Source organism: Anaeromyxobacter soli (assembly GCF_022808855.1).
Classification (GTDB): Bacteria; Myxococcota; Myxococcia; order Myxococcales; family Anaeromyxobacteraceae; genus Anaeromyxobacter; species Anaeromyxobacter soli.
In genome coordinates, this window is the sequence record NZ_JAKZLF010000035.1 from 17,126 (window position 1) to 43,530 (window position 26,405).

19 protein-coding genes are annotated in these 26,405 nt (G+C 72.7%); 17 read left to right on the plus strand and 2 right to left on the minus strand.

The annotated features are described in order from the left end of the window. Positions 1 to 127 precede the first annotated feature (127 nt). From MLV88_RS19570 to MLV88_RS19600, 6 genes are all read left to right on the plus strand, one after another. Positions 128 to 2,119: a sigma-54-dependent Fis family transcriptional regulator gene (locus MLV88_RS19570; RefSeq protein ID WP_242355459.1), complete on the plus strand. Its 1,992-nt coding sequence runs from the start codon at positions 128 to 130 to the stop codon at positions 2,117 to 2,119. A gap of 553 nt (positions 2,120 to 2,672) precedes the next feature. Beyond that, entirely contained in the window at positions 2,673 to 5,741 is a 3,069-nt protein-coding gene (gene fdnG, locus MLV88_RS19580) for a formate dehydrogenase-N subunit alpha (RefSeq protein WP_255821619.1), read from the plus strand. A 30-nt stretch (positions 5,742 to 5,771) separates the two neighbouring features. Further along, a complete protein-coding gene (locus tag MLV88_RS19585) occupies positions 5,772 to 7,994 on the plus strand; it encodes a 4Fe-4S dicluster domain-containing protein (protein WP_242372282.1) in 2,223 nt (740 codons plus the stop codon). 83 nt (positions 7,995 to 8,077) lie between these two features. Next, a complete protein-coding gene (locus tag MLV88_RS19590) occupies positions 8,078 to 8,917 on the plus strand; it encodes a formate dehydrogenase accessory protein FdhE (protein ID WP_242372285.1) in 840 nt (279 codons plus the stop codon). 69 nt (positions 8,918 to 8,986) lie between these two features. Further along, positions 8,987 to 9,796, plus strand: coding sequence for a WecB/TagA/CpsF family glycosyltransferase (locus tag MLV88_RS19595; RefSeq protein ID WP_242339327.1), 810 nt, complete (start codon positions 8,987 to 8,989; stop codon positions 9,794 to 9,796). 105 nt (positions 9,797 to 9,901) lie between these two features. Further along, positions 9,902 to 11,071, plus strand: coding sequence for a PQQ-dependent sugar dehydrogenase (locus MLV88_RS19600; RefSeq protein ID WP_242339325.1), 1,170 nt, complete (start codon positions 9,902 to 9,904; stop codon positions 11,069 to 11,071). Positions 11,072 to 11,086: 15 nt separating this feature from the next. Here MLV88_RS19600 and MLV88_RS19605 read toward each other — a convergent pair whose 3' ends face one another. After that, a complete protein-coding gene (locus tag MLV88_RS19605) occupies positions 11,087 to 11,341 on the minus strand; it encodes a hypothetical protein (protein WP_242339323.1) in 255 nt (84 codons plus the stop codon). A 322-nt stretch (positions 11,342 to 11,663) separates the two neighbouring features. On the opposite strand from MLV88_RS19605, the gene draG reads away from it, so the two are divergent. Then, positions 11,664 to 12,584 carry an ADP-ribosyl-[dinitrogen reductase] hydrolase gene (gene draG / locus MLV88_RS19610; RefSeq protein WP_242339321.1) on the plus strand — a complete coding sequence of 307 codons (921 nt, stop codon included), beginning with the start codon at positions 11,664 to 11,666 and terminating at the stop codon, positions 12,582 to 12,584. Between the two features lie 7 nt (positions 12,585 to 12,591). On the opposite strand, the gene MLV88_RS19615 is transcribed toward draG, so the two are convergent. Continuing rightward, positions 12,592 to 13,380, minus strand: coding sequence for an NAD(+)--dinitrogen-reductase ADP-D-ribosyltransferase (locus tag MLV88_RS19615; protein WP_242339319.1), 789 nt, complete (start codon positions 13,378 to 13,380; stop codon positions 12,592 to 12,594). A 116-nt stretch (positions 13,381 to 13,496) separates the two neighbouring features. Between MLV88_RS19615 and MLV88_RS19620 the strand changes: the two genes are divergently transcribed. From MLV88_RS19620 to nifB, 10 genes are all read left to right on the plus strand, one after another. After that, the gene (locus MLV88_RS19620) at positions 13,497 to 15,056 is read left to right on the plus strand and encodes a sigma 54-interacting transcriptional regulator (RefSeq protein WP_242355449.1); all 1,560 of its coding nucleotides are present in this window, start codon (positions 13,497 to 13,499) and stop codon (positions 15,054 to 15,056) included. Positions 15,057 to 15,084: 28 nt separating this feature from the next. Continuing rightward, complete coding sequence (locus MLV88_RS19625; protein WP_242355448.1) at positions 15,085 to 15,543, plus strand: GNAT family N-acetyltransferase; 459 nt, start codon at positions 15,085 to 15,087, stop codon at positions 15,541 to 15,543. A gap of 759 nt (positions 15,544 to 16,302) precedes the next feature. Next, positions 16,303 to 17,511: an HNH endonuclease gene (locus MLV88_RS19630; protein WP_243338417.1), complete on the plus strand. Its 1,209-nt coding sequence runs from the start codon at positions 16,303 to 16,305 to the stop codon at positions 17,509 to 17,511. A 534-nt stretch (positions 17,512 to 18,045) separates the two neighbouring features. After that, complete coding sequence (nifH, locus tag MLV88_RS19635; RefSeq protein ID WP_242341245.1) at positions 18,046 to 18,915, plus strand: nitrogenase iron protein; 870 nt, start codon at positions 18,046 to 18,048, stop codon at positions 18,913 to 18,915. A gap of 27 nt (positions 18,916 to 18,942) precedes the next feature. Then, complete coding sequence (gene nifD, locus MLV88_RS19640; protein WP_242341246.1) at positions 18,943 to 20,388, plus strand: nitrogenase molybdenum-iron protein alpha chain; 1,446 nt, start codon at positions 18,943 to 18,945, stop codon at positions 20,386 to 20,388. Between the two features lie 93 nt (positions 20,389 to 20,481). Further along, positions 20,482 to 21,951 carry a nitrogenase molybdenum-iron protein subunit beta gene (nifK, locus tag MLV88_RS19645; protein ID WP_242355443.1) on the plus strand — a complete coding sequence of 490 codons (1,470 nt, stop codon included), beginning with the start codon at positions 20,482 to 20,484 and terminating at the stop codon, positions 21,949 to 21,951. A gap of 42 nt (positions 21,952 to 21,993) precedes the next feature. Next, positions 21,994 to 24,747, plus strand: coding sequence for a bifunctional nitrogenase iron-molybdenum cofactor biosynthesis protein NifEN (locus MLV88_RS19650; RefSeq protein WP_242355441.1), 2,754 nt, complete (start codon positions 21,994 to 21,996; stop codon positions 24,745 to 24,747). Between the two features lie 14 nt (positions 24,748 to 24,761). Next, entirely contained in the window at positions 24,762 to 25,172 is a 411-nt protein-coding gene (gene nifX, locus MLV88_RS19655; RefSeq protein ID WP_242341249.1) for a nitrogen fixation protein NifX, read from the plus strand. Positions 25,173 to 25,214: 42 nt separating this feature from the next. Beyond that, complete coding sequence (gene fdxB / locus MLV88_RS19660) at positions 25,215 to 25,478, plus strand: ferredoxin III, nif-specific (protein WP_242355439.1); 264 nt, start codon at positions 25,215 to 25,217, stop codon at positions 25,476 to 25,478. Positions 25,479 to 25,485: 7 nt separating this feature from the next. Next, on the plus strand, positions 25,486 to 26,405 hold a 920-nt coding region (gene nifB / locus MLV88_RS19665; protein ID WP_243338419.1), incomplete at its 3' end, for a nitrogenase cofactor biosynthesis protein NifB.

Consider the following 26,405-nt stretch of genomic DNA (forward strand, 5'->3'; position numbering starts at 1 on the left):
CGGCGGCGGTCCGGGCAGGCGTAAGGCAGCACTTTCGTGAGCCGCGCGTCCGCGAAACCTGTAAGTAAGGGGGGATATACCGCGAAGCGCGCCATCTCGCGAGGCGCGCCGCCGTCGGTGCGCCCTGATGCTCGTGCTCCCGGATGAAACAGACCGCTCGTCACTCCGGCGGCGCCTCGACCGTGCGTGGGAGCGCTTCCTGCGAGACGGGGGGCTGGAGGGGGTCCGGCCCGAGATCGCGCGCTCGTGGACGCGCTCCCGCGATCTCTACGCCGTGCACCCGGCGTTGCGGCGCGCGCCGCTCGACGCGAGCGGCGAGGTCCTGCGCCGCCGCGGCGAGGACGAGACCTTCGAGCTCGCGCGCCCGGTGCTCGCCCGGTTCGCGGCGCAGCTCGGGGAGGCGGGCCACGCCCTCGTGCTCCTCGACGCGGAGGGGGCGGTCCTGTCCGTGGGCGGAGATCCGCAGACCGTCGCGCACCTCGCCGAGCTGAACCTCTGCCCGGGCGCGAGCTGGCGCGAGGAGGCGGCCGGCACGAACGCGGCCGGCACCGCGCTCGCCGAGCGGCGCGCCGTGGAGGTCTTCGCGTCCGAGCACTTCGTGGAGGCGTGGCACCCCTGGGCGAGCGCCGCGGCGCCGATCCTCGCGCCCGGCTCCGCCGAGATCTCGGCGATCGTGCAGGTGACGGGGCCGTGGGACGCCCGGGAGCGGCACGGGCTCGTCGTCGCCTCGGCGGTCGCGGCGGCCATCGAGGAGCGGCTCCGCGCGCGCCAGGAGGTGCGCGAGGAGCTCGTGCGCCACGCGCTGCGCGCGGCCCGGAGCACGGGCGAGGCGGTGGTCGCGGTCGACGCGCGCGGGCGCGTGATCGCGGAGAACGACGCCGCGCGCCGGCGGTTCCCGCTCGACGACGGCGAGCTCCCGCGCGCGGTGCGGGAGCGGCTCCTCGCGGCGCTGCGCGCGGGCGAGGCCTCCCGGGACGAGGAGCTCACGCTGGAGTGGCCGGGCGCGGGGGACGAGCGCCGGCGCGCCGTCGGCTCCGTGGTGGCGCACGAGCGGCGCGCGGTGGGCGCGATCCTGCGCCTCCCCGCGCCGGCGGCGCCGCGCGCGGCGCGAGGGGCGGCCCGCCAGCGGCTCACCACGCGCTACGGGCTCGAGGCGATCCTCGGCGAGTCGCTGCGGCTGCGCGCGGCGCTCCAGCTCGCCGAGGTCGCGTCGCGGAACGATCTCCCCGTGGTGCTGCACGGCGAGTCCGGGACGGGGAAGGAGCTCTTCGCGCACGGCATCCACGCCGGCGGCGCCCGCGCCGGCGCGCCGTTCGTGGTGCTGAACTGCGGCGCCATCCCCGCCGCGCTCGTCGAGGCGGAGCTCTTCGGCTACGAGCCCGGGACGTTCACCGGCGCCCAGCGGGAGGGCAAGGCGGGGAAGTTCGAGGAGGCGGACGGCGGGACGCTCTTCCTCGACGAGGTCAGCGAGCTCCCGCTCCAGGCGCAGACGGCGCTCCTGCGCGTCGTCCAGGAGTCCGAGGTGGTCCGGCTGGGCGGGAGCGCTCCCCGCCGCGTGGACGTGCGGGTGGTGGCCGCGACCAACCGGCGCCTGTACGACCAGGTGGAGGCCGGCCGGTTCCGCCAGGACCTCTACTTCCGCCTCAACGTGCTCCACGTGGACATCCCGCCCCTGCGCGAGCGGAGCGAGGACGTGCCGCTCCTCGCCCGCGCGTTCCTGCGCGAGGCCGAGGAGCGGATGGGCCGCGACGGGCTCGAGCTGTCGGAGGCCTCGAAGGCGCTGCTCCTCGCCCACCCCTGGCCGGGGAACGTCCGGGAGCTCAAGAACGTGCTCATGCGCGCGGCCGCGGTCGTCGCGGGACCTCGCATCGAGCCGGCCGACCTGCGGCTGGCGCCGGTGCGCGGCCTCCCGGCGCCGGTCCGCGCCGAGGTGGCGCCTGCGCCCGCCGCGGAGCGCCCGCCCGCGCCGCCGGTCCGCGAGGGCGAGGGACCGGAGCGCGACGAGCTCGTCGCCGCGCTCGACGCGTGCGGCTGGAACATCGCGCGCACCGCGACCTCGCTCGGCGTCTCGCGGATGACGCTCTACCGGCGCCTGCGGAAGTTCGGCATCACGCGCTAAACGACAGTTCGTGGATTCGCGATCACCGTCGGTGACGCGAATCACAGGCGAGCGACGCGAGCCCGCCGGGGCGGCGCCGCGGAAGCGGCGAAGCGGCTTCGTGCCGGGGGGCGCACACGACGCGCCCCCCGGACCCCCTGCTCGCTCCGGCGCAGCCTCATCCGGCTGCGCCTGCGTTCGCCCTCGGCGGCGCACGGGACCCGGCGCGCAGGGGTGGGGCCCCGACGAGCTTGCTCGTCGGGGCGGGGGCGCAGCCCCCGTTCGAACATGATGTCACGCACCGTCCGCGTGACATGTCACACGCGCACCCGTGACACCTGTGACGGTCCGGCCGCCTGAGGCGGCCGCCGGCCCCGCAAACTCCGTCGCGCGCCGGTTCTCCGGAACGCGGCGGCGCAACCGTTTCGCCTCCGCCCGCTGGCAGGTGTCTTGCTCTGGGGCGTCCCGACGCACGAAGGCCAAAAAAGACCTGAGCAGTCAGGTACATGCGGCGGTCGTCGCGAAGGCTTCGCACTCCAGCAGCAGTCGGCAGCAGTCACCGGAAAGGGAAGCGATGAGCATCAGCAGAAGAAACTGGCTGAAGTTGACGGCTGGCGGCGGCACCGGCCTCGCGCTGGCCGAGCTCGGGTTCAGCGCGTCGAAGGTCCAGGCGGCGACGGGGCACCTGAAGCTCACGGGCGCGAAGCAGTTCACCACCGCCTGTAACTTCTGCTCCTGCGGCTGCGGGATGGTCTGCAACGTGGTGGACGGCAAGCTCGTCAACCTCGAGGGAGACCCGGACCACGTCATCAACCAGGGCGCGCTCTGCTCGAAGGGCGCCGCGATGCAGGCGACCCACGAGTCCGACCGGCGCGTGAAGACGCCGCTGTACCGGGCGCCGGGCTCTGATCGCTGGCAGGAGCTCTCCTGGGAGGAGGCGCTCGAGAAGCTCGCGCGCAAGGTGAAGGACGTCCGCGACTCGACCTGGATCGCCACCGAGCGGGACGGCGACGTCGAGTACCCGGTCAACCGCACCGACGCGATCGGCTTCCTCGGCGGCGCGCAGAACACGAACGAGGAGTGCTACCTCTGGAACAAGATGGGGAGGCTCTTCGGGACGAACTTCGTCGAGCACCAGGCCCGACTTTGACACAGCCCCACGGTCCCCAGTCTGGGGGCCACGTTCGGCCGTGGCGCGATGACGAACCACTGGGCGGATCTGCAGAACGCCAAGGTGTTCCTCATCGAGGGCAGCAACGCCGCCGAGAACCACGTGATGTCGATGAAGTGGATCCGGAAGGCGCAGGAGAAGGGCGCGAAGATCATCCACGTCGACCCGCGGTTCAACCGCACCTCGTCGATCGCGGACATCTACGCGCGCATCCGCCCGGGCGCTGACATCGCGTTCCTCGGGGCGGTCATCAACCACGTCCTCCAGCAGGGGCTGTACGACGCGGAGTACGTGAAGCTGCACACGAACGCGCTCCTGCTCGCGAAGGACGAGTTCGCCCTCGAGGACGGCGTCTTCACCGGCTACCACGAGGACAAGCACAAGTACGACACGGCCTCGTGGGCGTACGACCTCGACGCGGCGACGCAGAAGCCGAAGAAGGCGGCGAGCCTCGACGACCCGCGCTGCGTCTTCTCGAAGCTGAAGGCGCACTTCGCGCGGTACACGCCCGAGGTGGCCGAGGAGATCTCCGGCGTGCCGGCGGAGCAGGTGAAGCTCATCGCCGAGACGTTCGCGAACAACCGCCCCGGCACGATCCTGTACGCGCTCGGGATGACGCAGCACACGGTGGGCATCCAGAACATCCGCTGCTACGGCATCCTGCAGCTGCTCCTCGGCAACATCGGCAAGGCCGGCGGCGGCGTGAACGCGCTGCGCGGCGAGCCGAACGTCCAGGGCGCCTGCGACATGTCCGTCCTGAACGGCTACATGTTCGGCTACATCAACGCGCCGAACCACAACCACCCGACGCTCGAGGCGTGGACGAAGGACAACGGCACCTTCCGCCGGAAGTTCACCGTCAACGGCCTCAAGGCGTGGTTCGGCGAGAACGCCACCGCCGAGAACGACTTCGGCTGGAGGTGGCTCCCGAAGAAGAACGGCGCGAAGGACTACACCGTCTTCGGGATGATCGACGACGCCTACGCCGGGAAGCTGAAGCTCCTGTGGGCCGTGGGTCAGAACCCGATGGTCACGAACCCGAACCTGAACTACGTGCACGAGGCGCTGTCGAAGCTCGACATGCTCGTGGTGCAGGAGCTCTGGGACACGGAGACGGCGAGCTTCTGGCAGCGGCCGGGCGCCGACCCGAAGGCGATCAAGACCGAGGTGCTGCTCCTCCCCGCCGCCTACTTCATGGAGAAGGAGGGCACGATCAGCGGCTCCGGCCGCCTCGTGCAGTGGCGCTACGCGGCGGTGAAGCCGCCCGGCAAGGCGAAGGCCGACCTCGAGATCATCGACACGGTCTTCCGCAAGGTCCGGGACCTGTACGCGGGCTCGACGGATCCGAAGGACGAGCCGCTCGCGAAGGCGGTCTGGAACTACCCCGCCGAGCACACGGCGGAGGCGGTGCTCCAGGAGATCGGCGGCCGCGTCCTCTCGGAGGTCACGCTCCCCGACGGCAAGGTGCTGAAGCCGGGCGCCTTCGTGGGCGGCATCGGGCAGCTCCAGGCGGACGGCTCGACCTCCTCGGGCGCCTGGATCTACGCGGGCGTCTTCGGCGGCGGGAAGAACCTCTCGAAGCGCCGCGACGCGAAGACCGATCCCTCGGGGCTCGGCATGTTCCCGGGCTTCGCGTGGACCTGGCCGGGCAACATGAAGATCCTCTACAACCGCGCCTCCTGCGACGCGGACGGCAAGCCCTGGCCCGGCACGACTCCGCTCGTCTGGTGGGACGCGACCGAGAAGAAGTGGAAGGGCGTGGACACGCCGGACGTGCCGGACGCCACGAAGGGCCCGGAGACGCCGGAGGGCCAGCGCGCGTTCCGCATGAACGGCGAGGGCATCGGCCGGCTCATGGCGGCGGTCTACAAGGACCCCGACGCCAAGGAGAAGGGGCTGCCGCGCGACGGCTCGTACACGCCGAAGGACGGCCCGTTCCCCGAGTTCTACGAGCCCATCGAGAGCCCGGTCGCGAACGTGCTGCACCCGAAGGCCCAGCACAACCCGTGCGTGAAGTACCCGCGCGTCCCGGGCAAGCAGCCCGTCGGCACGGCGAAGGACTTCCCGTACGTCCTCATGACGTCCTCCATCGCGGAGCACTGGTGCGCCGGGTCCACGACCCGCAACGTGCCGTGGCTCAACGAGCTGCAGCCGGAGTGCGTCGTCGAGCTGCCGACCCAGCTCGCCGAGAAGCTGCGCGTGAAGGGCGGCGACAAGGTGCGGGTCTCGTCGGCGCGCGGTGAGATGGTCGTGAAGGCCGTCGTCACGAAGCGGATGCAGGTCATGAAGATCGCCGGCCAGGACGTGCCGGTCGTGTGGATGCCCTACAACTGGGGGTTCAAGGGGCTCTCGACCGGCCCGTCGACGAACGTGCTGACCATCGACGCCGTCGATCCGGGCGCAGGCACGCAGGAGACGAAGGCCTGCCTCGTCAACGTGGTGCCCGTGGAGGAGGCGGTGGCGCAGCGGTAGCCGGCTGCGACGCGCCGAAAGGACAAGACCATGAGCAACGCCACGTTGATCGATACGACGAAGTGCATCGGGTGCCGCTCGTGCCAGGTCACCTGCAAGCAGTGGAACGACATGCCGGCGGAGCGCACGCAGCTCAACCCCTCCGTCGGCCTGCAGAACCCGCTCACGCTCTCCGCGAAGACCCTGACCGTCGTCACGCCGCACGAGGTCGACGCGCCGAGCGCGCCGGGCGGGCTGCAGTACGTCTTCGCGAAGCGGCAGTGCATGCACTGTGACGAGCCGGCCTGCGCGTCGGCCTGCCCGGTGACCGCCATCCACAAGACCAAGGAAGGGCCGGTCGTCTACGACGAGTCGAAGTGCATCGGCTGCCGCTACTGCATGTGGGCCTGCCCGTGGAGCGTGCCCATGGCGGAGTGGGACTCGCTCGCGCCGAAGATCCACAAGTGCGACATGTGCCACGGCCGGGCGCAGGAGCCCGCGCCCGCGCTGCGCAACGGCGAGGCGCTCACCGGCGAGGATCACCAGCGGTTCGCCGCGGCGATCGCGCTGCCGGCCTGCGTGAAGCAGTGCCCGGCGGGGGCGCTGAAGTTCGGGGACCGCGAGGAGCTCCTCCGCGAGGCCCGCGAGCGGATGGCGGCGAGCCCGGGGAAGTACGTCGACCACGTCTACGGAGAGAAGGAGGCCGGCGGCACGAACATGCTGTACCTCGCCTCCGTGCCGTTCTCGACGCTCGGGTTCCCGCAGGTCGGGACCGAGCCCCTCCCGCGGCGGAGCGCGGTCGCGCTCGGCGCGGTGCCGCCCGCCGTCATCGGCGTGGGCGCCGCGCTCGGCGGGGCCTACGCGCTGCACAAGCGGCGCGAGGAGGTCGCCAGGATGGAGCCGAGGCAGCTCAAGGCGGCGCACGCCGCGAAGCCGGACGCGCACGACGCCCACGTCGAGTTCGCGCCCGTGAAGTCCAAGCTCTGGACGCCCGCGAACATCCTGCTCGCGGCGCTCATGGCCTTCGGCGGCGGCTCGTTCGTGGCCCGGTTCGCGCTGGGCCTCGGCGGCGCGACGAACCTCTCCGACACCTGGGCGTGGGGGCTCTGGATCGTCTTCGACCTCGTCTGGATCGCGGTCGCGGCCGGCGCCTTCGCGACGGCGGGCCTCATCTACGTGTTCCAGCGGAAGGACCTCTACTCCATCGGGCGCTCGGCCGTGCTCATGGGGCTCCTCAGCTACTCGTTCGTCACGGTGACGCTGCTCGCCGACCTCGGCCTGCCGTGGCACTTCTGGCAGCTCGCGCTGAACGCCCCCGAGCACTCGGCGATGTTCGAGGTCTCCTGGTGCGTCGGCCTCTACGTGACGGTCCTCCTCGCGGAGTTCCTGCCGGTGCCGTTCGAGCGGTGGGGCCTCGCGGGGGCGATGGAGACCTGGAAGCGCTGGTCGCCCGCCTACGTGGTCTTCGCCATCTCGGCGTTCGTGTACCTCATGTCCCGCAACCTCGTGTACACGGGCCTCGCCGCGGCGACCTTCGGCTTCATGGCCTGGGCGTTCCGCGCCCAGCCGGGCAAGAAGGCCGAGCCGATCATGCTCGCCATCGCGGCGGTGACGTTCTCCACGATGCACCAGAGCTCGCTCGGGTCGCTGTTCCTCCTCATGCCCGACAAGCTCGCCAGGGGCTGGTGGTCGCCGGTGATGCCGGTCTACTTCTTCCTCTCGGCGGTCGCGGCCGGCGTGGCGCTCATGGTGCTCGTGGAGATGTGGATCGCGAAGGGCTTCAAGCGCGCGCTCCGCATGGACCAGCTCGCGTCGCTCGGCAAGATCGCGTTCTTCGCGCTCGCGACCTACCTCGCGTTCCGCGTCGGGGACCTCGCGTTCCGCGGCGAGCTCGCGGCGGCGCTCACCGGCCCCAAGGCGGGGCTGCTCGCCGCGGAGCTGCTCGTGGGTGGCCTCCTCCCGCTCGCCGTCCTCGGCTCGGCGAGGCTGCGCGCGAACCCGAGGACGCTGTTCCTCGGCTCGCTCCTCGCCACCCTCGGCGTCGTGTTCAACCGCATGAACGTGGTGGTGTTCGCGATGGACCTGAAGGGCGCCGCGCCGCAGATCGCGCCGCAGGGCTACTTCCCGAGCGTCGTCGAGTGGGGCATCTCCATCGGCCTCGTCGCCGCGACGATCTTCCTCTTCGGCCTCGCGACCCGGCACATGCCGGTCCTGCCGAAGCAGGAGGGCCCTGCGGCCGCCGAGGCGGATCGCGGGGCGGACGCCGCCGCGTAGCAGGGCCGCTCGCGCGGCTCCGTTCCGAAGGCCCCCGGTCGCTCGCGGCCGGGGGCCTCTTCACTTGCTAGGATCACCGGACGATGACGAACGACGCAGCGACGAAGAAGTGGATCGAGAGCCACCCCTACCTCGAGGGCGTCGCGGCCTTCCAGGCGCTCGTCGAGGGCGCCGCCGCGGGGGCCGCGCCGCTGACGCGCCGCCCGGCGTGGGACGCCTACGTCGCGGATCTGGCCGCGGGCGTGCCGCTCCTGCGCAGCGCGCGCGCCCAGCTCGACGTCGCGCCCGAGGGCGGCGCCGCGCTCCGGACCATCGTGGCGCGCGTCGCGGCGGCCGACCTGCCCCCGTCCATCGCCGAGGGGGCGCGGGCGCTCGACGAGGAGCTCCGACAGGATCCGCGCGCCTCCGAGGCCGCGATCGCGTGGCTCGTGTGCGGCGCGCCGGAGAAGGGCGAGCCGGAGGGCGGAGGCCTCGTCCGTTACCTGGGCTGGACCGCGCTCCAGCACGTGCTCGCGCCGGTCGTCGCCGAGTTCGACCGCTGGCGCGACGAGGAGCGCTGGGGCCGCGGAGACTGCCCGACCTGCGGCTCGGCTCCGACGATGGGCGCGCTCGTGACGGTCGCCGAGGGCCGCGGCCGGAGGCTCGCCTGCGGCGCCTGCCGGACGCGCTGGGCGTTCAAGCGCGTCGCCTGCCCCTTCTGCGGGAACGACGACGCCCACCGGCTCGGCGTCCTCGAGATCGATCAGGAGCCGGGCCTCCGGCTCGACGTGTGCGAGCAGTGCAAGGGCTACGTGAAGACGTACACCGGCACGCGCGACCTCGACCTCGTCCTCGCGGACTGGCCCACGCTGCACCTCGACGTGCTGGCCCGCGAGCGCGGCTACGAGCGGCTCGGCGTGTCGCTCTACGAGCTCGGGGCCTGAGGCGGAGACCGCCGCCGGCCCCCTCCGGAAAAGTGGACGCGCGGGGCGGGCCCGCGGGAAAAGAGGCGCGTGACGAACGCCCGCGCCCCGGCCGCACCTCGCCGCGTCCGCATCGGCTCCCTCGAGATCGACGTGCTGGACCGCGAGGGGGCGCTCGACGCCATCGAGGCGCTGGTCCTCTCTGGACGGGGCGGCGCGGTGTTCACGCCCAACGTCGACCATGTCGTGAAGGCGGAGCGAGATCCGCGGCTCCGCGCCGCCTACGCCGCGGCGGACCTGGCGGTCGCCGACGGCATGCCGCTCGTGTGGGCCTCGCGGCTCCTCGGCACGCCGCTCCCCGAACGCGTCGCCGGCGCCGATCTCGTCGTTCCCCTCGCCGCGCGGGCGGCGCGCCGCGGCTGGCGGCTCTACCTCGTCGGTGGGGCGCCCGGGGACGCGGCCCGCGCGGCGGAGGTGCTCGCGCGCGATCCCGGGGTGACGATCGCCGGCGTCGACGCGCCCACCCTCGATCCCTCACCCGCGGGGGAGGAGGCGGGCCGCGCCGCCGCCGAGCGGGTGCGCGCCGCGCGCGCGGACCTCGTCCTCGCCGCGTTCGGGGCGCCGAAGCAGGAGCTCTGGATCCACCGCCACCTCGACCTGCTCCGCCCGGCGGTCGTGCTCGGCGTCGGCGCGAGCCTGGCGTTCGTCGCGGGGACCGTGCCGCGCGCGCCGCCCTGGATGTCGCGCGCCGGCCTCGAGTGGCTCCACCGGCTCCTGCGCGAGCCGCGCCGGCTGTGGCGCCGCTACCTCGTCGAGGACGCCGCGTTCGCCGCCGTCCTCGTCCGGAGCTGGCGCGAGGCGCGCCGCGCCGCGCGGGCTCCGGGAACGCGCACCCGCTGACGGGGGTGCGCGATCGGCCGTGCGGCCGGGCGACCGACTCGCGCGGCCGGGCTCGCCCCGCGAACGGGAGCGGCGCGGGTGGCGGGGCGCCGGCAGAACCGCAGGATGCGCCGCCCCGGTGCGCTCGCCGCCGCCTGCCTCCTCGCCGCCGCGCGCTGCGGCGGCTCGGCCGCGAGCGGCGACGGGGCAGCAGCGCCGGGCTGCACGCTCGTGGAGGACGGCTGGGGTCCCGCGGGCACCGTGCCGATCCGGGTCGAGCGGGTCGCGACGGGCCTCGAGGTGCCCTGGGCGATCGCGTTCCTCCCCGGAGGCGACGCGCTCGTCACCGAGCGGCCCGGGCGCATCCGGCTCCTGCGCGGCGGCGCGCTCGAGGCGGAGCCGGTCGCGACCGTGCCGGTGGTGGCGGAGGGCGAGGGCGGGCTGCTCGGCATCGCCGCCGACCCCGGCTTCGCGGAGAACCGCCGCTTCTACACGTACCACACGGCGGACGAGGACGGCCGCAGGGTGAACCGCGTCACCCGCTGGCTGCTCGCCGAGGATCGGCGCTCGGCGCGCGTCGAGCGCGTGATCCTCGACGGCATCCCGGCGGCCGTGGTGCACGACGGGGGGCGCCTCCGCTTCGGTCCCGACGGCCAGCTCTACGTCGGCACCGGCGACGCGCGCGAGCCGGCGCGCGCGCAGGACCGCGGCTCACTGGGCGGAAAGCTCCTGCGCGTCACGACGGAGGGGGCGCCCGCGGACGGGAACCCGTTCCCCGGCAGCCCGGTCTTCCTCCTCGGGATCCGCAACACGCAGGCGTTCGACTTCCTCGACGCGCGGACGCTCGTCGTCGGCGATCACGGCCCGAGCGGCGACACCGGCCGGAGCGGGCACGACGAGGTGGACGTCGCGCGCGCCGGCGCGAACCTCGGCTGGCCGGACGTGTACTCCTGCGACACGGGGGAGGGCGTCACCACACCGGCCATCGTCTGGAGCCGCGCGGCGCCGCCGGGCGGGGGGAGCGTCTACCGCGGTGAGGCGGTCCCGGCGTGGAAGGGGAGCTTCCTCGTCGGGATCCTCGGCGCGCGCCACCTGCACCGGATCGTGCTCCGCGAGGACGGACGCGTGCAGGCGCACGAGGTCTACCTGCAGGGCGAGCCGCCCGAGGGGCTCGGCCGCGTCCGCGACGTTCAGCAGGGGCCGGACGGCGCGGTGTGGGTCACGACGAGCAACTGCGACGGCCGCGGGACCTGCCCGCCCGAGAAGGACGTGGTGGCGCGGATCGTGGCGCGGTGAGCGCGGCGCCTCGGGTCAGCGGAGCCCGATGAGCTGGCCGAGCCGCTTCTGCGCGGTCCCCGCATGGGGCGCGGGGATGCGGAGCCCGAGGGAGAGCGGCTCGTTGAGCCGTGCGCCGAGGTGCTTCAGGCCGGCCGGGAGGAGGTCGGCCGTGGAGGCCAGGTCGAGCCCACCCGGGAGCGCCCGCGTCCGGCGGCGTCGGCGCGACGCGAGGGCGAGCGTCATCACGAAAGCGGCGCAGAGGGTGAGGAGCGCGATCCCGACGGGCATGGTGTCACCTGGCGCGGCCGCCTGTTCGGCCGCAGACCTCCGAAGCTAGATCCCGGTCGCCAGGGCGTGACCCCCCCAGATAGGTCGCCCATGGCCCGCACCCTGGCCACAGCGGCCGGGGGGTCTCTCGCTCGCTGGCCACACCCAGAGCTCGACGCGACGGGCGAGGCGACCCGGCTTCGCTTCGCGGCTCGGGGACGACTTCACCACCGGTGCCGTGGTCGCGCCCTGGTCGTCCCGCTCGACGAGCTCCTCCAGCTCGTCGGCGCGGGAGGAGCGGCACCGCGGCGACCGGGGTACGCTTCTCGCAGGGCTGGCGCTCGTGCCACCGCTCTCCCTGCATCTCCCCGACGTGCGCGACCGCGCCCGGGCGGCGTTCCTGGGCGCGGCGGTCGGCGACGCGCTCGGCGCGACCGTCGAGTTCATGACGGCGAGCGAGATCCGCGCCTCGCTCGGCGTGCATCGGGAGATCACCGGCGGCGGCTGGCTTCACCTGAGGCCGGGGACCGTCACGGACGACACGGAGATGTCGCTCTGCCTCGCCCGCGCGATCGACGCCGCGGGAAGCTGGTCCCTCCGCGGCGCCGCGGACGCGCTCGCCGGCTGGCTCCGGGCCGGACCGGTGGACGTCGGCTCGACCTGCCGGCGCGGCCTCCGCCGCTACATGCTCGACGGCACGCTCGAGGGACCGCCGCACGACGGCGACGCGGGCAACGGGGCGGCGGTGCGGATGCCGCCCGTCGCGCTCCTCTCGCTCGGCGATCCCGCGATGCTCCGCCGCGTCGCGCTCGAGCAGGGCCACCTCACGCACCACCACCCGCTCTCCGACGCGGCGTGCCTGCTCGTGGGCGAGCTCGTCCAGCTCGGCTGCCTGGGGCTGTCGCTGCGCCGCCTGGGCGCCGCCGCGGCCGCGCTCGTCACCGCCGAGCCGCGCTTCCGCTTCGCGCCGTACCCGGGCCTCGCCACCGGCTACGTCGTCGACACGCTCCAGACCGTGCTCCACTTCTTCTTCGCGACACGATCGTTCGAGGAGTGCCTGATCGCGGTCGTGAACCAGGGCGGCGACGCCGACACGACCGCGGCGATCGCCGGTGCCATCGCCGGCGCGTACCACGGCCCCGACGCCATCCCGCGGCGCTGGCTCAGGCGGCTCGACCCCGGGCTCGTGGAGGAGCTCGGGCGGCTCTCGACGCGCCTCGTGGAGCTGTCACCCGTCGGTCGCGGGGCGCCACCGCGGGTTTGAGTCGGCTTCAGAAGAGCACGCGCCGGACCCGCGCCTCGCCGCCGACGGCGAGCCACTCGCGCTCGCCTCGCAGGATGGCGCGGGGAAAGACGTCCGGCGCGAGGAAGACGCGGGGGAGCGCGACCCGCACCTCCCACACGGTCGAGCCGAACTCCCACGCGCGCTCGCGATCGTCGGTGAACGAGCAGAGGTTGTTGAGCCGTACGATCCACTCGTGCCGGCCCACCTGCGAGACGATCTCGTGGTCGCCGGGATCGTTCACCCCGCGCCAGAGCGTCACCCAGCGCGCGCCCGGGCGACGCCGCGCGAGCTCGTACTGCGTGAAGGTGTAGACGAGGTCGAGCTGGTCGAGGATCGCGCTCGTGCAGGCGCTGCCGCGCGTGCGGTCCTGCGCGTAGCGCGCGTACTCGGGCCCGTCGACGGCGCGGATCGGCGCGCGGTGGAAGCAGGGCGGGAGGCCCATGCGGCTCTCGACCCAGCCCTTCAGCACCGCGCCCTCGACGCTCGACGCGTCGACGCCCCAGCCGCGCAGGAAGCGCAGGTAGGAGTTCTTGAGGCTCCGCCGCGCCGAGGCGGTCGCCTGCTCGGCCCAGTGATGGAGCTGGAAGCGCACCGAGAGCCAGTCGTCGAACATGAGCGCCCGCGCGACCGGGTCGTCGAGCGCGTCGAGCGCGCGGAAGAGGAAGGCGTTCGAGGACCGCACGCCCTGGATCTCCAGAGGCACGGGGTGCTCGTTGAACTGGCAGCTCGCGATCACCCAGGGAGGCAGGTTGCAGCGGTTGAGCGAGATCGTCATGGTCGGTCGCGCCGGGAGCCCGCGGGATCCGGCCGTGTTCACGGCGTCCTGCAAGAACCGGCGCCTCCCCCTCGCCCGCTCGAGACGCTGGCACCGCGCTTGCGATGGGGGAGGGCATGCACGGCCGCGAGGCGCGCGAGGTCCAGGCCCTGCACGACGCCGCGCGCGTCCTCTGGCTCGCGACGGATCTCCGCGAGGCCCTGGACGCGACGCTGGCGGTGCTGCAGCTCGAGCTCGGGATGGAGAACGGGACCCTCTCGCTCTTCGACCCCGTGACGGGGGAGGTGTTCATCGAGGCGGCGCCGGAGATGCGCGACCGCGAGCGGATCCTCGGGCGCCTGCGGCCGGGGGAGGGGATCATCGGGCGGATCTTCGCGACCGGCATGCCCATCGCCGTGCCCGACGTGGGGGACGAGCCGCTGTTCCTCAACCGGACCGGGACCTGGCGCGATCTCAGGGAGGAGCCGCGGGCGTTCCTCGGCGTCCCCGTCCGCCACGGCCGGACCACGCTGGGCGTGCTCACCGTCGACCGGCGCCACAGCGCGGGCCCCATCTCCTTCGAGCGCGACCTCCGCTTCCTCGAGATCCTCGCGGGCATGATCGGCGCGCGCGTCCGGCTGCAGGAGCTCGAGAACCCGCGCCGCCGGGCGGTGCTGGAGGAGGAGGCCGGCGCGCCCGAGGCGCGGCTCCCGGGCATGGTGGGGGTGGGGCGCCGGATGCGCGAGGTGCTCGAGCGCGTCGAGCGGGTCGCCCGCAGCCGGGCGACCGTGCTCGTGCGCGGCGAGAGCGGCACCGGGAAGGAGCTCGTCGCGCGGGCGCTCCACGAGGCGAGCCCGCGCACCGGGCGGCCCTTCGTGGCGCTCAACTGCGCGGCGCTCCCGGAGGCGCTCCTCGAGAGCGAGCTCTTCGGGCACGAGAAGGGCGCGTTCACCGGGGCCGCCGCCGGCACGAAGGGCCGCTTCGAGCTCGCCGACGGCGGGACGCTGTTCCTCGACGAGGTCGGCGAGCTGTCCCTCTCCGCGCAGGCCAAGCTCCTCCGCGCCATCCAGGAGCGCCAGTTCGAGCGCGTGGGGGGGAGGCGCCCGGTGACCGTCGACGTCCGCATCGTCGCGGCGACGAACCGCGATCTCGACGCCGCCGTGAAGGAAGGCGAGTTCCGGCTCGACCTCTTCCATCGCCTCTCCGTCGTGACCGTGCTGCTCCCCCCGCTGCGCGAGCGGCGCGAGGACCTCCCGGCCCTCGCGGAGCACCTCGTCCGCGAGCTGTCGGAGGAGAACGGGCGCGAGGTGCGGCTCGGCGGGGACGCGCTCGAGGCGCTCCTCGCGCACGACTGGCCGGGCAACGTCCGGCAGCTCCGGAACGTGCTCGAGGCGGCGATCGTCTCGACCGAGGCGGCGGTGCTGCGGGCCGCCCACCTCGGGCTCGAGCCGGCGCGCGAGGCGCCGGGGGACGCGTGCGCGTGCGTCCGCGACGCGAGGGCGAGGGCGGCGGGCCTGGACGCGCCGCCCGCGGCGGCCGCGGAAGGAGCCGTCCCGGCCGGCGAGGAGCGCGAGGTGCGGCTCGCGCTCGAGCGCGCCGGGTTCGTGAAGGCGAAGGCGGCGCGCCTGCTCGGGATGACGGTCCGCCAGCTCGACTGGCGCGTCCGCAAGTACGGGATCGCCGTCGAGCGGTTCTGAACGGCCCGCGCGCCGCGCGGAGGTGAACGTGGACGACGACGTCGGGATCCGGGGGGCCACCCCCGCGGACACGGAGCCGCTCGCGCGGCTCCTCGGGATCCTGTTCTCCATCGAGGCGGACTTCCGCCCCGACCCGGAGCGGCAGCGGCGCGGGCTCGCGCTCATGCTGGGCGAGCCGGAGCGGCGCGCGGTGCTCGTCGCCGAGCGCGGGGGCGAGGTCGTCGGGATGGTCACCGCCCAGCTCGTCGTCTCCACCGCGGAGGGCGGGCCGGCGGCGCTCGTCGAGGACCTGGTGGTCGAGGCGGCGGAGCGCGGACGCGGCGTGGGGCGCCGGCTGCTCGAGGCGATCGAGGGCTGGGCCGCCGCGCGCGGCGCGTCGCGCCTGCAGCTCCTCGCGGATCGGGAGAACGACCCGGCCCTCGCCTTCTACGCGCGGACGGGCTGGCGGGCGACGCGCCTCGTGTGCCTGCGGCGCGGCGGCCGCTGAGCCTGAACGGCGCATCATGTTCCGGAAATCGAGTCGACGAGCGAAGCGAGTCCGCGGGGCGCCACCGCGATGGCGGCGAAGCCGCCCGCGGCGGCGCACGGGACCCGGCGCGCCGGGGTGGGGCCCCGACGAGCTCTGCTCGGCGGGGCGGGGGCGCAGCCCTCATCATTCGTCACAAGTTCGGGTACTCGCCGGACGAGCGGCGGGTGTTTCGACCACGGCTTCCGTGCGCATGACGGATTCGGGGCATCGACGGGGTCGGCGCACGCGCTCGTGCTCGACCCCGATGAACGCGGGAAGGCGGCGGAGCAGGCGAGCGTCTCGTCGTGGTCGAACCGGGCCCAGCGACGGCGTGACTTCGCGCGGGGAGCTCGCGGACTTCTCGAAGGCGCCTCCGCAGCTCGCCCCGAAGCACGCCCTGGAGCGTCGCGGAAGGTCGACCGTATTCACCTTGGGTGACAACTATCGCCAGCGGTAGTGCCGGTCGGTGCCGCGGCTCTTCTCGCGACGAAGCAAGACGTCCCAGATGCGGTGGGTGAGACATTTCCCATTGACGCCTTCTCGCTTCGATCGCGCTCGGCATATGAGTAGGCGCGGGAGGGCCGCTCTCGCGAACGTGCCCCGCGCGTGAAGCGCGCGCCGATCGGTTTGAGGCTCCGACGAGGGCGCAGCGGAGAACGCCGCGCAGGCGCGAGCCTGGAGCGTCTCCGGAGCTCCGGAAATCGCGTGTTACGAAGGGTGTACTGGAGGTGCACACCCATGTCTGCGCCCGCTGCTCTCGAATCGAACGCGCTCGCGATCCGCCTGCGCGAGCTCGCCGGAGAGGAACGAAACGTTCAGGTCGACTTCCTCCTGCACCTCGACGAGTTCGATCGGCGCCGCGCCTTCGTTGAAGCCGGCCATGCGTCCCTGTGGGCCTATTGCCTTGAGGCGCTCCACCTCCGCGAGGGCGCCGCCGGGCGGCGCATCCAGGCGATGCGCGTGCTGCGACGCTTTCCGACACTGGAAGCCCCACTCCGCGATGGCCGTCTCTGCCTTTCCACCGTCGCGCTCCTCGGCCAGGTGCTCACCGAGGAGAACGTGGACGACCTCCTCGCTCGCGCCGCCTTCCGGACCCGGGCCGAGGTCGAGCACCTCGTCGCCTCCGTCCAGGCGCGCACCGCTCCGCGTGCTGGCCTCCGCAAGCTCACCGAACGCGCGCCCACCGCGGGAAGCGCAGCGCTGCAGCTCCCAGCTTCCGATGCCGGGCAGGCCGAGACGGCGACCGAGCCCGGCACCGCGAAGCCGACCCTCGATCCGGGACCCGCGGCCGGCGCTCTGCCGGGGCCCCCGCCCCCCGCAGCGCAGCCGAAGCGACGGGCCGAGACGCTCGCCGTCTCGGAGAGCCACTGGTCGCTCCGGGTCACGCTCGACCGCGCCTGCAAGGAGGACCTCGAGACGCTCCGGTCGCTTCTGTCGCACAAGGTCCCGGACGGCGACCTCGCGGCGGTGCTCCACGAGGCGATCCGCTGCGCCATCGAAAAGCACGGCAAGCGCAAGGGCGCGGTCGCGCCGGAGCGGAAGACGAAGAGAGCGAAGCAGGCCGGGACGACGATTGCCAGCGCGTCGAAGAAGACCGCGGCGAAGCCGCCGGCCGCGAGGACCACGATCCCGGCGATAGTGCGCCGCGCGGTGTGGACGCGCGACGGCGGGCGCTGCGCCTGGGTCGGCCCGGACGGCTGCCGCTGCAACAGCCGCTGGAAGCTCGAGCTCGACCACATCCAGCCCGCCGCCCTCGGGGGACCGTCCACGATCGAGAATCTTCGGCTCGCCTGCCGAGCTCACAACCTGCTTCACGCAGAGAGCACCTTCGGGCGCGAGCACATGGATCGCTTCCGCCGCGACGCGGGCGACGGGCCATCGTCGCTCTCGCTCGCTGACGTGGCGCCGCTGCGTCCCGTCAGGCAGCTGGGAATGTGGGCGCCGTGACCCTGCGGCAGCCGGCCCGGAGTTGGGAGAACCTCCGGCGAACCGGGGTTGGGTCGCATGGCCGCGCGGCCAGAGCGACGACTCGCCGCTCGCGTACTTCCGGGCTTCCGAACCCCTGCGCCCCCGCCGGTGACGCTCACCGCTCTGCCGCCCGCAGTGCTCCGCCCGGAGCGTTCCGGCGCGCGCGTGCTGACCCGTCGATGCCCAGCCGGAGCGCGCGGTGCGCCGCTCGGCCGACCGAAGCCGCTCCCTCGGTTCAGCAGCCGAAGATGTGACGAATCCTGAGGGCGCAGCCCCCGGTCATAAGACCCGCTGTCGGGTTCCGCACGTGATGTCGGGTTTCACCCAGCGAGCAGCGTCCGATGTCGAACACGCGCGGAGGCCTCGGCGCCGCGCGGCGCGAGAGCCTTGCGCGCGCGGGGGCGGATCGCCTCCCGGGCGCGCAGGATTCGCGCGCGGGGCCGCGGTACGGCCCTTGCTCTCTCTCCTCGCGAACACGGCGCGGGACGGTCCCCGCGAGGAGAACGAGACGACATGAGGCAGATCGCGATCTACGGGAAGGGCGGCATCGGCAAGTCCACGACGACGCAGAACTTGGTCGCGGGGCTCGCCTCGCTCGGCAAGAAGGTGATGATCGTCGGCTGCGATCCCAAGGCCGACTCGACGCGCCTCATGCTGCACTCGAAGGCGCAGACGACGGTGATGGACCTCGTGCGCGAGCGCGGCACCGTCGAGGACCTCGAGGTCTCCGACGTGCTGAAGGTCGGGTACGGCGACGTGAAGTGCGTCGAGTCCGGCGGCCCGGAGCCGGGGGTGGGCTGCGCCGGCCGCGGCGTCATCACGGCCATCAACTTCCTCGAGGAGAACGGGGCGTACACCCCCGACCTCGACTTCGTCTTCTACGACGTGCTCGGCGACGTCGTGTGCGGCGGGTTCGCCATGCCGATCCGCGAGAACAAGGCCGAGGAGATCTACATCGTGGTGTCCGGCGAGATGATGGCCATGTACGCGGCCAACAACATCGCGCGCGGCATCCTGAAGTACGCCTCGTCGGGCAAGGTCCGGCTCGGCGGCCTCATCTGCAACTCGCGCAACACCGACCGCGAGGCGGACCTGATCGAGGCGCTCGCGGCGAAGCTCGGGACGCAGATGATCCACTTCGTCCCGCGCGACAACCAGGTCCAGCGCGCCGAGCTGCGGCGCATGACGGTCATCGAGTACTCGCCGGAGCACAAGCAGGCGAGCGAGTACCGCGAGCTGGCGCGGAAGATCTCCGAGAACAGGAAGCTCGTCGTGCCGAGGCCGCTGCAGATGGAGGAGCTCGAGGAGCTGCTCATGCAGTACGGCATCATCGCGGACGAGGACGAGTCCCAGGTCGGCGTCGCCGAGGCAGCGGGCGCGTAGCGCAGGGCACGGGCGAGGAGAACGACGATGTCCAATTCGGTGAAATCGGTCGACGGCATCACGAAGGAGTCGACCCAGGCGATGATCGACCGGACGCTCGAGGCGTATCCGGAGAAGGGGAAGAAGAAGCGCGCGCCACACCTCGCCCCGAACGACCAGGCGTCGGGCAGCGCCTGCGTGAAGTCGAACAGGAAGACGGTCCCCGGCGTCATGAGCGCCCGCGGCTGCGCCTACGCGGGCGCCAAGGGCGTCGTGTGGGGGCCGATCCGCGACATGGTCCACGTCTCCCACGGGCCGGTCGGCTGCGGCTGGTACTCGTGGGGCACGCGCCGCAACCTCATGAGCGGCGTGAACGGCGTCTCCAACTTCGCGATGCAGTTCACCTCCGACTTCCAGGAGAAGGACATCGTCTACGGCGGGGACAAGAAGCTCGCCGTCCTCCTGCGGGAGGCGAAGGAGCTCTTCCCGCTCGCCAAGGGCATCTCCGTGCTGTCGGAGTGCCCGGTCGGCCTCATCGGCGACGACATCAACGCCGTCGCCAAGCAGATGTCGAAGGAGCTCGACCTCCCGGTCATCCCCTGCAACTGCGAGGGCTTCCGCGGCGTCTCGCAGTCGCTCGGGCACCACATCTCCAACGACACGATCCGCGACTACATCATCGAGACGCGCGAGTTCTCCGAGCCGGAGACGCCGTACGACATCGCCCTCATCGGCGAGTACAACATCGGCGGCGACGCGTGGTCGACGAAGCCGCTCCTGGAGGAGTGCGGCTTCAACGTGAAGGCCGTCTGGACGGGCGACGGCCAGATGGAGCACATCGCGGCGACGCACGAGGTGAAGCTCAACGTCATCCACTGCTACCGCTCCATGAACTACATGTGCAAGGTCATGGAGGAGAAGTACGGCGTGCCGTGGATCGAGCTGAACTTCTTCGGGCCGACGAAGATCAAGGAGAGCCTGCGCAAGCTCGCCGAGCGGTTCGACGACCGGATCAAGGCGAACGTGGAGAAGGTCATCGCCAGGTACGATCCCATGATGCAGAAGGTGATCGAGGAGGTCCGGCCCCGCCTCGAGGGCAAGAAGGTCATGCTGTACGTCGGCGGCCTGCGACCGCGCCACACCGTCAGCGCCTACGAGGACCTCGGCATGGTCGTCGTCGGCTCCGGCTACGAGTTCGCCCACGCGGACGACTACGACCGGACCGCCCCCGAGATGCCCGACGCGACGGTCATCTACGACGACGCCTCCGAGTACGAGCTCGAGCGGTTCGTCCACGACCTGAAGCCGGACCTCGTCGCCTCCGGCATCAAGGAGAAGTACCTGTTCCAGAAGATGGGGCTGCCCTTCCGGCAGATGCACAGCTGGGACTACTCCGGCCCGTACCACGGGTACAAGGGCTTCCCGATCTTCGCGCGCGACATCGACATGGCGATCAACAGCCCGACCTGGGGCTTCGTGAAGTCGCCGTTCTAGCCGGAGGGGGCCACGGCCCCCGCCACCTCTCGAGACCTCGATCCGCCGTCCCGCCGGACGGAACGCCACCCGCTTGCCCGAAGGAACCGACACATGGCGAACAACCTTGGACTGACCGTCAAACCCGTCTGCGAGATCACGCGCGAGGACGAGGAGCGGGTCCGCGCCTGGATCGACACGCCGGAGTACCGGGAGAAGAACTTCGCGCGCCAGGCGCTGGTGGTGAACCCGGCCCACGCCTGCCAGCCGCTCGGCGCAGAGCTGTGCGCCCACGGCTTCGAGGGGACGCTGCCGTTCGTGCACGGCTCGCAGGGCTGCGCGTCCTACTACCGCTCGACGCTGAACCGCCACTTCCGCGAGCCCGCGCCGGCGGTCTGCAGCGCCATGACCGAGGACGGCGCGGTGTTCGGCGGGCAGAACAACCTGCACGAGGGGCTGGAGAACGCCTGCGCGCTCTACGCGCCGAAGATGATCGCCATCTTCACCTCCTGCATGCCGGAGATCATCGGCGACGACGTCTCGTCGTTCCTGAAGAACGCGAGGGCCAAGGGGCACCTCCCGAAGGACCTCCCGGCCCCCTACGCCAACACCCCCAGCTTCAGCGGCTCCCACGTCCACGGCTACGACGCCATGCTCGGCGCCATCCTCGAGACCCTGACCGAGGGGAGGGCGGTGGAGGGGCGCTGCACCGGCAAGCTCAACTTCATCGCCGGCTTCGACGCGAACACCGGCAATTACCGTGAGTACAAGCGGATCTTCGAGGCCTTCGGGATCCCGTACACCTTCCTCGCCGACATCTCCGAGACGTTCGACTCCCCCCTCGACGGCACCTACCGCCTGTATCCGGGCGGCACCCCGCTCGAGGAGGCGGCCGACTCCATCAACGGCAAGGCGACGCTCTCCGTCGCGCCCTACGCCACCACCAAGACCTTCGGGTGGGTGAAGGAGAACTACTCCGGCAAGCACGTCTCCATGCCGATGCCGATGGGCATCGCCAAGACGGACGCCTTCCTCCTGAAGCTCTCGGAGCTGTTCGAGAAGCCGGTGCCGGACGCGCTCGCGGCGGAGCGCGGCCGGGCGGTGGACGCGATGACCGACGCCCACCAGTACGTCCACGGGAAGCGGTTCGCCGTCTACGGCGACTCCGACTACCTCCTCGGCTACGTCTCCTTCCTGCTCGAGATGGGCGCGAGGCCCGTCCACGTCCTCTGCTCGAAGGGCTCGAAGAAGCTGGAGAAGGAGCTCCACTCGCTGCTCGACGCCTCGCCCTACGGCAAGGACGGGAAGGTCTACATGAACAAGGACCTGTGGCACCTGCGGTCCCTGCTCGTGACGGAGCCGGTGGACGCGCTCATCGGCGACACGCACGGCAAGTTCGCCGCGCGCGACGCGAAGATCCCGCTCTTCCGCTTCGGCTTCCCCATCTTCGACCGCGTCAACAGGCACCGCTACCCGCTCGTCGGCTACCAGGGCGTCGTCAACATGGTCACCGAGATCTGCAACAAGTTCATCGATCTCCAGGACGACGGCTGCGAGGACCGCTTCTTCGAGATGATGCGGTAGCGGCCGCGCTCGATCCCGACCCCGAACCCGAGCGAGGCGGCCATGCCGCGGCCCGACTACTACGACGCGCCCGACTGCGAGACGAGCGAGAAGGGCGCCCCGAGGTTCTGCAAGAAGTCCGAGCCCGGCGAGGGCACCGAGCGGAGCTGCGCGTTCGACGGCGCGCGCGTCGTGCTCATGCCGGTGACGGACGCCATCCACCTCGTGCACGGGCCGATCGCCTGCGCCGGCAACTCCTGGGACAACCGCGGCGCGCGCTCCTCCGGGTCGCAGCTCTACCGGCGCGGCTTCACGACGGAGATGCTCGAGAACGACGTGGTCTTCGGCGGGGAGAAGAAGCTCCGCCGCGCCATCGTCGACCTCGCGTCGCGCTACCCGGAGGCGCGGGCGATCTTCGTCTACGCCACCTGCGTCACGGCGATGACCGGCGACGACGTGGAGGCCGTCTGCAGGTCGGTCGCGGGGGAGGTGCCGGTCCCGGTCATCCCGGTGAACACCCCGGGGTTCGTCGGGGACAAGAACATCGGCAACCGGCTCGCCGGCGAGCTCCTCCTCGAGCACGTGATCGGCACGGCCGAGCCCGAGACGACGACCCCGTACGACGTGAACCTCATCGGCGAGTACAACATCGCCGGCGACCTCTGGGGGATGCTGCCCCTCTTCGAGCGGCTCGGGATCCGCATCCTGTCCTGCATCTCGGGCGACGCGCGCTTCGACGACCTGCGCCACGCGCACCGCGCCCGCCTGAACGTCATCATCTGCTCGAAGAGCCTCACGAACCTCGCGCGGAAGATGAAGAAGCGCTGGGGCATCCCGTACCTGGAGGAGTCGTTCTACGGGATGACCGACACCGCGACCGCCCTGCGCCACATCGCGCGCGAGCTCGATCGCGGGCGCGGCGACGGGGCGAGCGCGATGGCCGACGCGGTGGAGGCGCTCGTGGCCGAGGAGGAGGCGCGCTGCCGCGCGCGCATCGCGCCGCACCGGGCGCGGCTCGAGGGCAAGCGCGCGGTGCTCTTCACCGGGGGCGTGAAGACCTGGTCGATGGTGAACGCCCTGCGCGAGCTGGGCGTCGAGATCCTCGCGGCGGGGACGCAGAACTCCACGCTCGAGGACTTCCACCGCATGAAGGCGCTCATGCACCGCGACGCCCGCATCATCGAGGACACCTCGACCGCCGGGCTCCTCGGGATCATGCGCGAGAAGCTGCCCGACCTCGTCGTGGCGGGCGGAAAGACGAAGTTCCTCGCGCTCAAGACGCGGACGCCGTTCCTCGACATCAACCACGGCCGCGCGCACCCGTACGCGGGCTACGAGGGGATGGTCACCTTCGCCCGCCAGCTCGATCTCACCGTGAACAACCCCATCTGGCCCGCGCTCTCCGCGCGGGCGCCCTGGGAGCTGCCGGAGGCCGCCCTCGAGGCCGAGCGCGCGGCGGCGCGGGGCCACGCGGCGGCGCTCGCCGCCGAGGACCTCTCCGCGTCGCGCGTCGCGGTGCCGGCCAAGGCCGCGACGGTGAACCCGCAGAAGAACTCGCCCGCGCTCGGCGCGACGCTCGCGTACCTCGGCGTGGATCGCATGCTCGGGCTCCTCCACGGCGCGCAGGGCTGCTCGACGTTCATCCGGCTGCAGCTCTCGCGGCACTTCAAGGAGTCGATCGCCCTCAACTCCACGGCCATGAGCGAGGACACCGCCATCTTCGGGGGCTGGAGGAACCTGAAGGCCGGGCTCGCGCGCGTCATCGAGAAGTTCCACCCGGGCGTCGTCGGGGTCATGACCTCGGGGCTCACCGAGACCATGGGCGACGACGTGCGGAGCGCGATCGCCGAGTTCCGCCGGGAGCGCCCGGAGCACGCCGGCGTGCCCATCGTCTGGGCGTCCACGCCGGACTACTGCGGCTCGCTGCAGGAGGGGTACGCCGCGGCGGTGGAGGCCCTCGTCACCACGCTCGCGGAGGGAGGGACGCCGATCCCGGGGCAGGTGACGCTGCTCCCGGGCGCCCACCTCACTCCCGCCGACGTCGAGGAGCTGAAGGGCATGATCGAGGCGTTCGGACTCTCGGTCGTCGCCGTCCCGGACATCGCGAACGCCCTCGACGGCCACATCGACGACGAGGTCTCGCCGCTCTCGACGGGCGGCGTGGGGGTGGACGCGATCCGCTCCGCGGGGCGGAGCGTCGCCACGATCTACGTCGGCGACTCGCTCGCCCGGGCCGCGCTCCGCCTGGAGGAGGCGTTCGGGATCCCGGCCCACGGCTTCACCTCGGTGACGGGCCTCGGGGAGGTGGACCGGCTCGTCGCGACGCTCGCGGCGATCTCGGGTCGGCCCGTCCCCGGCGCGCTCCGCCGGGCGCGGAGCCGCCTCATGGACGCGATGGTGGACAGCCACTACGCGTTCGGCGGGAAGCGCGTGGCGCTCGCGCTCGAGGCCGATCACCTGAAGGGCCTCACCCGCTTCCTGCACGGGATGGGGTGCGAGATCGGCGCCGCGCTCGCCGCGACGCGGACCCGTGGCCTCGACGCGCTGCCCGCGCGGGCGGTGTCCGTCGGCGACCTCGAGGATCTGGAGACCGCGGCCCGGGGGGCGGACCTCGTCGTCGCGAGCTCCAACGGGCGCCAGGCGGTCGCGAAGCTCGGGGTGAAGGCCCACCTGCGCGCGGGCGTGCCGGTGTTCGACCGGCTCGGCGCGCACCAGAAGGTCTGGGCCGGCTACCGCGGCACGATGAACCTCGTGTTCGAGGTGGCGAACCTGTTCCAGGCGAGCGCGACCGAGGCGCAGCGGCTCGCGCACAGCTGACGGCGGAGGTCACCATGCGGATCGCGTTCACGAGCACCACGGGCGAGCGGATCGACGAGCACTTCGGGCGGGCGGACCACTTCTACGTGTGGGAGATCGGGCCCGGCGCGGCCCGCTTCCTCGAGCGCGTCAGCGCGATCACGAGCGCCGACGACGAGGAGGACCGCATCGCCGCGCGGGCGAGCGCGCTCGCCGGCTGCGCCATCGTCTACACCGCGCAGATCGGCGGACCCGCCGCGGCGAAGCTCGTCTCGCGCCGCATCCACCCGATGAGGACGAGCGGCGAGGTGGCCGTGGCGGAGGTGGTCGAGCGGCTGCAGGAGGTCCTGCGCGGCCGGCCGCCGCCGTGGCTCCGCAAGGCGATGGCGCCCGCGGGAGCGGGCGCCGCGGCGGAGACGCCGGCGGACGAGGCGAAGGACGACTGAACGGCGCCGTGAAGGGCGCACCACACGGGAGAGGAGACGGTCATGGCGTTCATCACGGGGCTGACGCGCGGGAAGCGGGAGTGGACCCCACGGTTCGTGCGGAACATCGATCCCGAGCTCTGCATCGGGTGCGGCCGGTGCATCAAGATCTGCGCGCACGGCGTGCTCGCGCCGGCGGAGGTGGACGAGGAGGAGTCCGCGAAGATGTTCGCCGCGGTCGAGAACGCGGACGACTGCATCGGCTGCGAGGCCTGCGGCCGGACCTGCAAGAAGGGCGCGTTCTCGTTCGAGCCCCTGGCGGCGTGAGGACGCCATGCGCCTGCCCGTCCTCGCCCGTCCCGACGCCGCGCCCCCCGCGGCGAACTGCACGTTCGGCCGCGGCTGCGGCGACGCCCCGCCGGCGCTCCCCGCCGACGTCGCCGCGCTCGTCGCCGATCACCCCTGCTACAGCGAGGATGCGCACCACCACTTCGCGCGCGTGCACGTCGCGGTGGCGCCCGCGTGCAACGTGCAGTGCCACTACTGTAACCGGAAGTACGACTGCTCGAACGAGAGCCGGCCCGGGGTGGTGTCGGAGCGGCTCCGCCCCGAGGACGCGGTGCGCAAGGTGCTCGCGGTCGCCGCGGAGCTCCCGGAGCTGTCGGTGGTCGGGATCGCGGGGCCGGGGGACGCGCTCGCGAACCCGGACGCCACCTTCGCCACGCTGGAGGGCGTGCGGCGCGCGGCGCCGGATCTTCGCCTGTGCCTCTCCACGAACGGCCTCGCCCTGCCCGAGCACGCGGCGCGGCTCGCCGCGGCGGGGGTGCGGCACGTGACGGTGACGGTGAACATGATCGACCCCGCCGTCGGCGAGCGGATCTACCCGTGGGTGCTGCGGGGCGGGCGCAAGCTCCGGGGCGTCGAGGGCGCCCGGCTCCTGTCCGCGCAGCAGCTCGAGGGGATCGCGGCGCTCGCCGCGCGCGGCGTGCTCGTGAAGGTGAACTCGGTCGTGATCCCGGGCGTGAACGACGCGCACCTCCCCGACGTCGCCCGGGCAGTCCGCCGCGCCGGCGCGTTCCTCGTGAACCTCGTCCCGCTGATCTCGGAGCCCGAGCACGGCACGCACTACGGTCGCACCGGTCAGCGGGGCCCGACCGCCGAGGAGCTGGAGCGCGTCCAGGTGGCCTGCGAGCTGGACGCCCGGGTCATGCGGCACTGCCGGCAGTGGCGGGGCGCCGCCGGGGGGGGGCGGGG